Annotated in this window: 11 protein-coding genes; 9 read left to right on the top strand and 2 right to left on the bottom strand. The window is 73.4% G+C overall.

Annotated elements, in window-relative coordinates:
- The 3 genes from KIT14_17445 to KIT14_17455 form a co-directional block, all read left to right on the top strand.
- Positions 1–1173: hypothetical protein (locus KIT14_17445; GenBank protein MCW5892309.1), on the top strand; the 1173-nt coding region annotated here is incomplete at its 5' end.
- A gap of 49 nt (positions 1174–1222) precedes the next feature.
- Positions 1223–1705 (top strand): ribosomal protein S18-alanine N-acetyltransferase, encoded by a 483-nt coding sequence (rimI, locus tag KIT14_17450; protein MCW5892310.1) that lies wholly within the window; start codon positions 1223–1225, stop codon positions 1703–1705.
- A 29-nt stretch (positions 1706–1734) separates the two neighbouring features.
- Positions 1735–2625: a dihydroorotate dehydrogenase gene (locus tag KIT14_17455; GenBank protein ID MCW5892311.1), complete on the top strand. Its 891-nt coding sequence runs from the start codon at positions 1735–1737 to the stop codon at positions 2623–2625.
- Positions 2626–2672: 47 nt separating this feature from the next.
- Here the strand turns inward: KIT14_17455 and KIT14_17460 are convergent, their stop codons facing one another.
- Entirely contained in the window at positions 2673–3122 is a 450-nt protein-coding gene (locus KIT14_17460; GenBank protein MCW5892312.1) for a PKD domain-containing protein, read from the bottom strand.
- 97 nt (positions 3123–3219) lie between these two features.
- Here KIT14_17460 and KIT14_17465 point away from each other — a divergent pair, with 97 nt between their 5' ends.
- Genes KIT14_17465 through KIT14_17490 form a run of 6 tightly spaced genes read left to right on the top strand, consistent with a single transcriptional unit; the run spans position 3220 to position 9686 of the window.
- Positions 3220–4539: a M6 family metalloprotease domain-containing protein gene (locus KIT14_17465; GenBank protein ID MCW5892313.1), complete on the top strand. Its 1320-nt coding sequence runs from the start codon at positions 3220–3222 to the stop codon at positions 4537–4539.
- Positions 4540–4599: 60 nt separating this feature from the next.
- The gene (locus KIT14_17470; protein MCW5892314.1) at positions 4600–5622 is read left to right on the top strand and encodes a glycosyltransferase family 2 protein; all 1023 of its coding nucleotides are present in this window, start codon (positions 4600–4602) and stop codon (positions 5620–5622) included.
- On the top strand, positions 5619–6764 hold the full coding sequence (locus tag KIT14_17475; GenBank protein ID MCW5892315.1) for a glycosyltransferase: 1146 nt from the start codon (positions 5619–5621) through the stop codon (positions 6762–6764). The genes KIT14_17470 and KIT14_17475 overlap by 4 nt, the downstream gene beginning before the upstream one ends.
- Positions 6761–7693: a glycosyltransferase family 2 protein gene (locus KIT14_17480; protein MCW5892316.1), complete on the top strand. Its 933-nt coding sequence runs from the start codon at positions 6761–6763 to the stop codon at positions 7691–7693. The genes KIT14_17475 and KIT14_17480 overlap by 4 nt, the downstream gene beginning before the upstream one ends.
- Positions 7690–8775, top strand: coding sequence for a glycosyltransferase family 4 protein (locus KIT14_17485; GenBank protein MCW5892317.1), 1086 nt, complete (start codon positions 7690–7692; stop codon positions 8773–8775). The genes KIT14_17480 and KIT14_17485 overlap by 4 nt, the downstream gene beginning before the upstream one ends.
- On the top strand, positions 8772–9686 hold the full coding sequence (locus KIT14_17490) for a glycosyltransferase family 2 protein (protein MCW5892318.1): 915 nt from the start codon (positions 8772–8774) through the stop codon (positions 9684–9686). The genes KIT14_17485 and KIT14_17490 overlap by 4 nt, the downstream gene beginning before the upstream one ends.
- Positions 9687–9748: 62 nt before the next feature.
- Here the strand turns inward: KIT14_17490 and KIT14_17495 are convergent, their stop codons facing one another.
- Positions 9749–12280 (bottom strand): hypothetical protein, encoded by a 2532-nt coding sequence (locus tag KIT14_17495; GenBank protein ID MCW5892319.1) that lies wholly within the window; start codon positions 12278–12280, stop codon positions 9749–9751.
- Positions 12281–12496: the final 216 nt, after the last annotated feature.

Raw genomic sequence — 12496 nt, forward strand, 5'->3', positions numbered from 1 at the left:
GCGGTATCGCTGCCGGGAGGCCCCGGCGCCGGACCCGGCGGCGCGGGCGGCTTCTTCGGGCAGGGCCAGGGACCGCCGCCGGTGTTCCGCGAGGAGGTCCGCATCGTCGCCGACGAGGTGACGAACTCGCTCGTCACGCTGGCGACCAAGCGCGACTATCAGCTGATCCTCGACGTCGTGCGGCGCATCGACGTCGTGCCGCGGCAGGTGCTCCTCGAAGTGACGATCGCCGAGGTCATGCTGACGAAGGACCTCGAGTTCGGCATCCAGTGGGCGATCGCCGAGGGCAACCTCAAGACGTCGAACCCGGCCAACAACAAGCAGGGCGACATCTTCTTGAACCGCGGCGGTCCGGCGTTCCCGGGATCGCGCGGGCTGGGCGGCTACATCGGCGACGCGGTCCGTGTGCCGTCGCAGGGCGCGTTCGCGGTCATCACCGACCGCGAGAACTTCCAGATCTTCATCAACTCGCTCGCGACCAAGACCGACGTGAAGATGCTGTCGGCGCCCCACATCCTCGCCGCCGACAACCGCGAGGCGCACATCCTGGTGGGCCAGTCGATCCCGATCCTCACCTCGACCGCGAGCGCGGTTCTCACCGGCACCGCCGGCTCGACGGTCAACTCCATCCAGTACCGCGACACCGGCAAGATCCTCACCGTCCTCCCGCAGGTGAACTCGAAGGGCCTCGTCAACCTTCAGATCCGCCAGGAGGTGAGCGCCGTGGCGTCGCCGAGCTTCGGGGCGACGAACTCGCCGTCGTTCAGCACGCGCGAGGCCGAGACCACGCTCGTCGTGCAGGACGGCAACACCGTCCTCATCGGCGGCATCATCGACGACACGCTCAGCCGCAACACCTCGGGTTTCCCGTACCTGATGGACGTCCCGGTGCTCGGTCGCTTCTTCCGCAGCGACAGCGACAGCATCCAGCGCACCGAGCTGCTCATCACGATCACGCCGTACGTGATCCTGAACCGCGAGCAGGCGGTCGACGTCACCGATGACTTCTCCTCCCGCATCCACGGTCTCCAGGCGCTACGTCGAGCCATGGCGGAGCGCCGGGCGCGTGGGCGCAAGGCGCGTCGCGGCGACATGCCGCAGCTCGTGGAGCCGCCGCCGTTCGAGGACATCCCGGTCGAGACGCCGCCGCCGGGCGCGTTCGACGCGGAATGAGCCGGTCCACTGCCGTGGGTCCGCGCGGCTGCTAGGCTGGCCGGACCGGATGGCGGTCTACCGGCACGAGCGCGGCGCGATCGTCCTGCGTCCGATGACGCAGGCGGACCTGCCCACGGTGATGACGATCGAGCGGCGCGCGTTCGCGCAGCCGTGGTCGCAGGCCTTCTTCGAGAAGGAGATGCAGACCACGTGCGCCCGCCTCACCGTCGCGGTCGACCCGGCCGCGCCGTCGCCGGCCCTCCTCGGCTACACGTGTCGCTGGGTGGTGGCCGACGAGGTGCACCTGCTGAACGTCGCCGTGCACCCGGACCGGCGCGGCACGGGCGTCGGCCGCCGGCTGGTCGAAGAGGTGATTGCCGAGGGCCGACACGTGCGGGCGCGGGCGATGTTCCTCGAGGTGCGGGCGGGCAACGTCGTGGCGCGGCGTCTCTACCGCACGCTCGGCTTTCGCGACCTCGGCATCCGGCGCGGCTACTACGGCCCCGGGCAGGACGCCATCGTGATGGAGCTGCGGCTCGATCTGCCGTGAACGCGGGCGACGTCGACACCCGGGTCACCATCGGCACGGTGACGCTTCCATCGCCGGTGATCGCGGCGTCGGGGACCTTCGGGTACGGCCTCGAGTTCGCCGGCCTGCTCGACCTCGGCGCCATCGGTGCGATCAGCATCAAGGGCGTCTCGCTGCGGCCGTACGCCGGCAAGCCGCCGCCGCGTCTCGTCGAGGCGCCGGCGGGCATGCTGAACGCCATCGGCCTGCAGAACGTGGGCGTCGACGTCTTCCTGCACGAGTACCTTCCGCAGCTCCGCGCGCGCGGCGCCCGCGTGGTGGCGAACTTCTGGGGCGACGACGCCGACGAGTTCGCCGCCTGTGCCGAGCGTCTCGACGGGCAGCCGGGCATCGTGGCGCTGGAGCTCAATGCCGCGAGCCCGAATCGCCCGGAGTGGGGCGGCATCATCGCCTCCGATCCCGTCGCGCTCGCCGCGCTGGTCCGCGCCGTCCGCCCGCGCGTCCGCTCGCCGCTGTGGGTGAAGCTGTCGCCGAACGTCACCGACGTGACGGCCGTCGGGCGCGCGGTCGAGGCGGAGGGGGCCGACGCGGTGTGCGCCATCAACACGCTGCGCGGCATGTCCGTCGACCTCGCCGCTCGGCGCCCGCGGCTCCGTGCCGTGACGGGCGGTCTCTCGGGACCGGCGATCAAGCCGGTCGCGCTGGCGATGGTGCTCGCGCTGTCGCGCGCCCTGCGCATCCCGGTGATCGGAATCGGCGGCATCCGCACCGGCGAGGACGCGCTCGAGTTCCTCTGCTGCGGGGCGCGGGCGGTGCAGGTGGGCACCGCCACGTTCTACGATCCCCAGGCGCCGGTGCGCATCGCGCACGAGATGGCTGCCTGGTGTGCCCGCCACGGCGTGGGGGCCGTGGCGGAAACGACGGGGACGCTCCAGACGTGAGGAGGCGTCCCGTTCGGCTCGAGGCGCTGCGGACGGCGCCCCGGCGACTACTCGGTGACTTCGACCTCGATGTAGTCCGAGTCCGAGTCGCCCGCCGAGTCCTTCACCTCGAGGTCGGCACGGTACTTCCCGGGCTTCTCGTAGGTGTGCTTCGGGTTGGCCTCGGTGGAGTCGGGCGAGCCGTCGCCGAACTTCCAGACGTACGACAGCGGCGCCTTGCCGCCCTCGATGTCGGCCTTGAACTGGATCGTGAGCGGTGCCTTGCCCTCGTCCGTGTCGGAGTCGGCCCAGGCGAGCAGCGGGGCGCCCAGCTCGTCGTCGTCGGCCGCCGCGGCCGGGACCGTCGTCGCGGTGGCCCCGGGGGCCGCCGGCGTCGTGGTCGCGGTGGTAGCCTCGGGAGCGGGCGCCGTGCCTTGGGGGCTCTCGCCGCCGCCGCACCCCGCGAGCGCGACCGCGACCAGTGCACCGAACATGGCTGAGCTGCCGAGTTTCCGCATCGTGTGTCCTCCGGATCGAAGTAGGGGCAAACGGTCGCGGATTGTCACAGAGGCCGTCCGGGCTGTCAATTCCGCGAGGGGTTCGCTGCGCGCGGCGGTGCTGCTGCTCGCGGCCCTGCTCGGGTCGGGACGCGCCGCGCACGCGCATGTCCCGGCGCACGGCGACCTCGACGTCCTCGTCGTGCTGGCCAGCTTTCCTGATCGCCCGCTGACACGCCCGCGTGCCGACCTGGAGGCGCTACTCGCCCGCTTCGTGGCCTACTGGACGGAGGTCTCGTACGGCCAACTGCGGCTGCGGCCGCACCTCGCGACGGTGACGGTGACCGTCCCGCAGCTGCGCCAGCGTTACGTGCAGCGTCCGGCGGAGCTGGCGACGGACGCGCTGCGCGCCTTCGCCGCGGCGGCCGGCGGCAGCGACCGCGCCGCGCTGGAGCGCGGCGGCGCCGCGCTCGTGATCTTCGCAGGGACGGGACGGGAGTCGCACCTCGGCGGCGGTGATCCCGGCGATCCGTGGTCGAACTACACGGGGCTGCTCGAGCCCGTCGCAGGTTTCGACGAGGCCTGCGTGCTGGCCGAGGACGAGGCGCCGCCGTTCGGGCGTCTCGGCGTCATGGCGCACGAGTTCGGCCACCTGCTCGGGCTGCCCGAGTTGTACGCGCCCGGTGGCCGCCCGCAGGAGGGCATCGGCGTCTGGGGCCTCATGGGGCAGGGGACGTGGGTCGGGCGCGGCGACTGGCCGCCGCATCCGGAGGCGTGGTCGAAGCGCCACCTCGGCTGGGTCGCGACCTGGGACGTCACCACCTCGACCACCGGCATCGTGCTGCCGGCGGTCGAGACCGTGCCGCTCGTCGTCCGCATCCCGCTCGCGCCCGAGCGGCCGAGCGAGTACCTGCTGCTCGAGAACCGCCAGCGCATCGGCGCCGACGCCAAGCTGCCCGGAGCCGGCCTGCTCGTGTGGCACGTCGACGAGGGCGTCACCGGGTTCCGGACGGCGCAGAACGACGTCCGGCGCAAACTGCTGCACCTCGTCGAGGCCGACGCCCGCGGCGACCTCGATCGCGGGCACGCCGCCGGCGGTAACCGCGGCGACGCCGGCGATCCCTGGAGCGGCCCCCCGGCTTGGCGGCGGATCCTCGCCGCCGTGCTGGCGGCCGTCGCCGTGCTGCTCGTCGCCATGGCCGTGCGCCGCCTCGGGCGTCCCGGCTGGCCGCTCGCGCTGCTCGTGGGCGTCGGCGTCGCGGGTGCGGCGCTCGCCGGCGCGGCGCGACTGCGTCAGGGCCCGATCTGCGGCCCCGAGACGCCGGGGATGACGCCGTACGGCGGCGGCCCCGGGCGGGTCATGCTGCGCAACTTCTCGGCCTCCGGGCCGGTGATGCGCTTCGACGTCGAGATCGCCGGCGCGGCGGCGCCGGAGTGATCCCGTCGCTGCTGGCACCCCGAGGGGGCGGGCGTTAGTCTGGGTCGGCCGCGGGGGGACATGCGCAAGCTCATCATCCAGATTCCCTGCTTCAACGAGGAAGCGACGTTGGCCGAGACCCTGGCCGCCCTGCCGCGTGAGATCCCGGGCGTCGACGTCATCGAGACGCTGGTGATCGACGACGGCTCCACCGACCGTACGGGCGAGGTCGCGCGCGCTGCCGGCGCCACCTGGCTGGTCCGATTGCCCGCGCACGCCGGCCTCGCGCGCGCCTTCTCGGTCGGGATCGACACGGCCCTCAAGCTCGGCGCCGACCTGATCGTCAACACCGACGCGGACCACCAGTATCCCGGATCGGAGGTGCGGCGGCTCGTGCAGCCGATCCTCGACGGCCACGTCGAGATGGTCGTCGGTGATCGCATCCCGACGCGCTCGCGCCACTTCAGCCCGCAGAAGCGCGCGCTCCAGGGGCTCGGGAGCTGGGCCGTGCGCAAGCTGTCCGGCACCACCGTGCCCGACGCCACGAGCGGGTTCCGGGCCTTCTCGCGCCGCGCGGCGCTGCGGCTGAACGTCTTCACCAAGTTCACCTACACGCTCGAGACCATCATCCAGGCCGGCAAGAAACACATCCCGATCGGTCACGTCCCGATCGCGACCAACGCCGAGCGCCGGCCGTCGCGCCTGTTCGGCTCGATCGGGCTCTACCTGCGCCGCTCGCTCGCGACGATGCTGCGCATCTACGCGCTCTACGAGCCGTTGACGGTGTTCGTCGGGCTCGGCGGCCTCGCGGTGCTCGTGGGCAGCGTCCTCGGCATGCGCTTCGCGTTCGACTGGCTGCTCGAGGGCGGATCGGGCCACATCCAGAGTCTCATCCTGGCCGCCGTGCTCGTGATCGTCGGCTTCCAGACGATGTTGATCGGCCTCGTCGCCGATCTGATCGCGTCCAGCCGCTCGCTGCTCGAGGACACCCAGGTGCGCATGCGCGAGCTGGAGCTGCGTCTCGGGGCGCAGCCGGACGTCGTGCGCCTCGCCGCCGTCGACCCGCATGCGCCGCGTGCCGACCTGGCGCGCGGCCTGCGATGACGGCCTGCTGGTTCGGGACGTACGACCGCGGCCATAGCGCCAACCGGCTGCTGCGCGCCGCGCTGGCCGAGGCGGGCTTCGTCGTCGAAGAGCTGCACGCGCCGCTGTGGGAGGCGACGCGCGACAAGGATCGGCGCTACTTCGGCGCGGCGTCGCTGGCTACGCTCGGGCGCCGTTGGACGGCGGCGATGGGCGGCCTCGCGCGCCGCTGGCGTGCACGCACGGGGCCGCCGCCGCTCGTGGTGGCGGGGTTCGGCGGGCAGCTCGACGTGCTGGCCGCGCAGCGCATCTGTCGCCCGCGCGCGGCGTTGCTCTTCGCACCGCTCGTGAGCCTGACCGAGACGCTCGTCGACGACCGCCGTGTCTTCGCGGCGCACGGGTTGCGGGCGCGCGCCGTCGGCCTGCTCGATCGCGCGACGCTGCGGGCCGCCGACCTCGTCCTCGCCGACACGGCTGCGCACGCCGCGTGGTACGCCGAGCTGGGAGCTTCCGCGGCGCGACTCGGCGTCTGGCACTTCGGCGTCGAGCCGGAGTTCCGCGCGGCGCCGTCGCCCGCGCCGGAGCCGGGACGCGTCCTCTTCTACGGGCGCGGGCTGCCGCTGCACGGGCTCGGCACGATCGTGGCCGCGGCCGCGCGCCTCGGTGCGCGGGCGTCGGTCACCTGCATCGGTACGGGACCCGAGCGGGCGCGCGCCGAGGCGCAGGCGCGCGCGCTCGGGGCCGCCGTCACGTGGCGCGACGAGATCCCGCTCGCCGAGCTGCCAGGCGAGCTCGCCCGCGCGTCGGTCGTGCTCGGCGTCTTCGGGGGGAGCCGCAAGGCCGCCGTCGTGGTGCCGAACAAGGTGTACCAGGCGGCCGCGGCGGGGCGTCCGCTCGTCACCCGCGACGGGCCGGGTTTGCGCGAGGTGCTCGTCCCCGACACGCACTGCCTCGCCGTGCCGCCGGACGATCCCGTCGCGCTCGCCGCCGCCGTCGCGCGGCTGCTCGACGACCGCGCGCTGGCGGAGCGCCTCGGCGCGGCGGCGCGCGCACACGCGCTGGCGCAGCTCGGGCCGACGGCGACTGCGACGCGGCTCGGGGCGCTGCTGGCCGAGCGACTCGGCCTGCGGCCGGCGAGCGCTGCCCTGGTGGGAGCCGGATGACGAGCGCGTCGCGCACGGCGGCGGTGGTCGTCACCTGGGAGGGCGGCGAGGCGACGGTACGCTGCGTCGACTCGCTCCTCGCGCAGACGCGGCTGCCCGCCGAGGTGCTCGTCGTCGACAACGCCTCGAGCGCCGCGGAGCGGGGGGCGCTCCAGGCGCGCTTCGGCGGCGAGCCGCGCGTGCGACTGCTCCTGCTCGACGAGAACCGGCAGTTCGCCGGTGGCTTGAACGCCGGCGCGGCGGCGGCCGGACCAGGCGTCGAGCGGCTGCTCTTCCTCAACAACGACACGCGCCTCGAGCCGGACGCGCTCGCACGCCTCGAGGACGCGCTCGACGCCACGCCGGGCGCCGGCATCGCGGGGCCGCGGGTCATGGACGTCGCGAGCGGTACGGTGCTCACCGCGGGCGAGCGCCATGGGCTCTGGCTCCTGTGCGTGCCGCGCACGCTGCTGCGCTACCGCCGGTCGCCGACGGCGCCGTATCGCGTGAGCGGCGTCATGGGCTGCGCGCTGCTGGCGACGCGCGCCTGCTGGCGCGCGGTCGGCGGCTTCTCGGAGGAGATCGCCGTCTACTACGAGGACGTCGACTTCTGCCTCGCCGCGCGCGCACACGGCTACGGCGTCGTGCTCGAGCCGCGCGCGGTGTTCTGGCACGACGGCATCCGCGGCTTCGCACGCGGGCTGACGCCGTGGGCGGCCTTTCTGAAGGCGCGCAACCCATGGCTGCTCATGCGCCGCCGCGGGGCGCGTGCGGCCTGGCTGGGCTTCGTGCCGACGTACGCCGCGCTGCTCGCGAGCAGTGCGGCGCTCTGGGCGCTGCGCGGCCGCGGCGACGTCGTGCGTGCGCTCGGCCGCGGCGTCGGCGCCGGGTTGCGGACGGCGCTGGGTGCGCCGGCCGGTGCGGTGACGGCGCCGCGCCGGGTGGGGTGAGCGTGCGCGTCGGCATCGGGGCGCTGGTGGGCATCGTCGGCGGGCCGGCGACCTACGCGCGCGAGCTCGTGCGTGGTCTCGCCCGCGTCGGCGGGCACGAGTGGGTGGTGTTCACCGACCGCCCGGACCAGTTCACCGGCGTCGAGGTCGTGTCCGTGCCGCTGCGCGGCACCTGGCACCAGGCCTTGTGGGACCACGACCGGCTGCCGGGGCTCGTGCGCCGCACCGGCGTCGCCGTCTACCACGGTACGAAGAACGTGCTGCCGTGGCGGCTGCCGGTGCCTGGCGTGGTGACGGTCCACGACCTCGCCGTGTACGCATGTCCCGAGACCTTCGCGTGGCCGCAGCGGCTCCACTTCCGCGCCACGGTGCCGGGCAGCGTACGCCGTGCGGCGCGCGTCATCGCCGATTCGCGGCACGCCCGCGACGACCTCGTCGCCCGCTTCCGTCTCGATCCGGCGCGCGTGCCGGTGGTGCCGCTCGCGATGGCGCCCGAGATGCGCGAGCCGCCGGCGCCGGAGGCGGTGGCGGCGTTCCGCCGTGCGCACGATCTCGGCTCGAAGCTCGTCGCCTGTGTCGGCACGGTGCAGCCGCGCAAGCGCGTCGAGCGCGTGATCGACGCCTTCGTGCGCGCCGGCGGCGCCGCGGACGGATGGCAGCTCGTGGTCGCGGGACGGCTGCGGCCCGGCCATCGGCCGTCGTGGCTCGACGCGCTGCCGCCCGGCGTGCGCTGGCTCGGTCCGCTCGACGACGCCTCGCTGCGGGCGCTGTACGCGGCGGCCGACGTCGCCGCGACGGCGTCGGAGTACGAGGGCTTCGGCCTCACCGTGCTGGAGGCGATGGCCGCGGGCTGCGCGGTGGTGGCGGTCGGGGTGACGTCGGTGCCCGAGGTGGTCGGCGGGGCGGGCGTGCTCGTGCCTCGCTCGGACCCGGGGTTGCTGGCCGGTGCGCTGCGCCCGCTGCTCGCCGACGACGCGCTCCGTGCCCGCCTCGGCGCGCAGGCCCGCGCACGCGCTGCCGGCTTCACCTGGGACGAAACGGCGCGGCGCACGCGGGCCGTCTACGAGGCGGTGGTGGGATGAGCGCCTCGCGTCGCACCATCGCCGTCGTCGTCCACTGGCAGGACCCGGAGGACACGCTCGGCTGCGTCGCCAGCTGCGCGGGGGAGTGCGATCTCGTGGTGGTCGTGGACAACGGCTCGCGCGAGCCGGTCGGAGCGCGGCTCGCCGCTGCGGCGCCTGCCGCGATCTGCATCCGGACGGCGGAGAACCTCGGCTACGCCGGCGGCGCCAACGTCGGCATTCGCGCGGCGACCACGCGCGGCGCCGGCGTCGTCCTGCTCCTCAACAACGACGTCCGGCTGCGTCCAGGGGCGACGGCGGCCGCGCGCCGGCTGCTCGACGCCGATCCGCGCGTCGGCGTGGTCGGCGCCAAGGTCCTGACGCGCGAGGATCCGTCGCGGCTGTGGCTCGCATGGGGCGAGGTGACCTGGCGCCAGAGCCTCGTCGCCCTGCAGGGTGCCGACGCGCCCGACGGTCCGCGCTGGAACGCGACCCGCGAGGTCGAGTGGGTCGGGGGCTGCACGATGTGGCTGCGCGCCGCGGCGCTCGCCGACGTCGGCGGCTTCGACGAGGCGTTCTTCGCCTACCACGAGGAGGTCGAGTGGTGCGTACGGGCGGCCGCCGCCGGGTGGCGCGTCGTCTACTGCCCCGACGCCGTCGCCACCCATACCGGCCGGGGCAGCGCCGGCGGCACGCGCTCGGTGCGCATCCGCAAGTACTTCGCCGCCCGCAACAGCGTGCTCTTCGCGCGCCGTCACGGCTCCCCCGCCCAGCGCCTGCGCCTCGGTGCCTTCCTCGTCGCCACGCTGCCGTTCCAGCTGGCGTGGAACGCGCTGCGTGGCCGCGCCGGCGAGACCTGGCTCAAGGTGCTCGGCCTGCGCGACGCGCTCACCGGCCGCCGCCCGCCGTTCGAGCGCCTCGGCCTCAAATGACGAGGGCCTGGAGCCGTTGCCGGCTCCAGGCCCTTCGCTCGCCGCGCGGCTCGGGCCGCGGCTTATGGACGCAGGATGAAGTTGCCCGCGAGGACCGTGGCGCCCGGTCCGGGCAGGTTCGCCGCGAAGTTCACGAGCGCGCTGCTGGTGACGGGGACACAGAAGATCGCGGCCAGCCGGATCGGCGACGGGGCGCCGATGGAGAGCGCACCCGCCGGGGTGCCGTTGGCCTGGATGCGGCGGCAGTTCGCGCCGCCGATGAAGCAGCCGCGCTGTCCAGCTCCCTGACCGGAGCAGAAGATGCCGTTGTTGCCGATGGTGTTGCCGCCCGTCGGGTTGTCGAGGGCGCTGCGCTCCACCGCACCGGTGGTGAGCGGGTTCAGCGACACCGGGATGACGCCGAGGTTCTGGCTGCCGTCGGCGCAGGTCGAGCCGACCGCGCAGGTGTTGCCCGGAGAGGTGCCGCCGGGGAGGCAATCGCTCGAGAGGTTCTGCGAGTTGGTCGTGCGGCAGCTCTGGCCGGCACGGGCGCCGCGGTCACAGGTGCCCGTCCGCGGGTTCTCCGGCGACGCCGGCGGGGAGCCGGTGTTCGGCACGCAGATCGGGCAGGGCTGCGCCGCATTGCCGGTGAGGAACGTCGCCGAGCCGAGCGGGATGTTGCCGTTCGTCATGACGCCCGTGACGACGTTCAGTGTGCCGCTCACCGCACCGCTGATGCGGTTCACGACGCAGCTGCTCGTCCCGGCGTTCGGGATCGGCAGCGGCGTGCCGAAGAAGCAGTCGGTTGCCGTGCACTCGTAGTCGTTGGTGCGCGGGCCAGGGAGCGGACCGAGGTCGCACGTCGTGCCGTTGCAGCCCGACAGCGTGAAGCGGTTCGTCGCGCCGTCCGGCGTGATGTTCTCGAGCACGGTCGATTGGCCGCCACCGAGGCTGAGTCCGCCGCAGGTGATGGTCTTCAACGGTGCCCCGGCGTTGGTGAACGTGGAGCCGCACGAGCCACCGCCGGGCGTCGTCCGGAAGTCCAGGAACCTGGGAACCGCCGGCACGGTCGTGGTCGTCGTGCTGGTGGTCGTGGTCGTCGTCGTGCTGGTGGTGCTCGTCGTCGACGTGGTCGAGGTGGTGGTGGTCGACGTCGTGGTGGTGGAGGAGGTCGTCGACGTGGTCGTGGTCGGCGCCAGTGTCGTAGTGGTGCTGCTCGTGGTCGACGTGGAGGTGGACGTCGTCGTCGTGGAGGTCGTCGACGTGGTGGTGGACGTCGTCGTCGATGTGGACGTCGTCGACGTGGTGGTCGTCGGCGGGACGGTCGTCGACGTGGTGGTGGTCACCACCAGGGTCGTGGTCGGCGTCTCGACCGTGGTCGTGGTCACCGGCTGGCAGACGCAGCCGCTGGTGCAGAAGCCGCAGTCACCGCCGACGAAGCCGCCGCTCGGGGAGCCCGAGTCGCACTCCTCACCGGGCTCGACCACGTCGTTGCCGCAGACACCGGGCGTCGTGGTGGTCGTCGTGGTGGTCTCGACCGTGGTCGTGGTGGTTTCGACCACCGTCGTGGTCGTGAAGTTCTCGCAGGTGCAGTTCGGCAGGCAGACCCCGCAGCCCTCGGGGAAGGCGCCGCCGACCGAGCCGGAGCCCGGATCGCATTGCTCGCCGGGATCGATGACGCCGTTGCCGCACAGGCTGGGGGCGGTGGTGGTGGTCGTCGTCGTGGTGGTCACGGTCGTCGACGAGGTGCTGGTCGTCGTCACCGTGGTGGGCGTGGTGGTCGTGGTGGTGGGCGGGAGGTCGGGGGCGCAGGAGAGACCGACGTTCTTCCCGAAGACGAGCACCTCGGCGCAGGCGGCGCCGGTGACCTTCGAGCCGTTGCCGACGCTGAGCCGCGCCTCGGGGGCGGAGATGAAGGCGCGCAGCGTCACCTTGGAGCCGAAGCGCCCGCGGTTGCCGGCGATCACGAGCTTCGGCGTCGGCGTGCCCGCGGCCGGACGGAGCGCGCTGCCGTTGCCGAGGCGGATGGCGTCGCGCACGAAGACGGTCGACTGCGTGCCGCCCGTGGTGACGATGGTCGCGTTCTTGCCGGTGCGCACCGAGCAGAACGTGTGCACGCCGGCGGCGAGCGTGAGGGTGGTGCCGTTCTCCATCAGGACGACGCCGTGGTTGCCGGGGGGCAGCGTGAGCGGCGCGGCGCCCTTGCGCAGCACGACGTTGTCGTTGCCGCACGAGACCGGCGGAATCCAGCAGAAGGGCGACTCGAGCGGCAGGTTCGCCGGGCTGGTTTCACCGATGCTGGCGTTGGCGCCGACGTTGAGGAAGTTCGCCTCGACGGCGCTGATGTTCGAGCCGTTGCCGATCGCGACCTGGTCGGCGGTGAGGGTCGCCCCCGAGCCGAGCTTGACGTTGCGGCCGACGCGGGCCCGACCGCCCTTCTCGTTCGCGCCGACGTCACCGTCCGAGGTGGATCCGTTGTTGAGGCGCACGCGCACCTCACCGATGAACGCACAATCGACGCTGCTCTGCGCGTTGGCGAGCTGCGGCGCGATCGTACACGCCAAGACGGCGACGAACGCGGCGACGCGTCCCTGCAAGGTCGAGAAATTTGCCATGATCCTCCCCCCGAGCGAGATCCTGCTCACTGGCTCTATGGCGAGCGCTTACGCGGGTAACACAGTGCGCATGGGATGTGAAGGAGAAATCGGCGGCCTGGCACACTCGAGTCACGGTGGAATTCCGCGAGCGCGGACGCGGGCTTCTGCCGCGGTGCGCATGCACGACGGAGGACCGGGGGCGGGTCGGTGTCGTGCAAGGCTGCAACGGGTCCG

It is taken from the genome of bacterium, assembly GCA_026129405.1.
Lineage (GTDB): Bacteria > Desulfobacterota > Binatia > DP-6 > DP-6 > JAHCID01.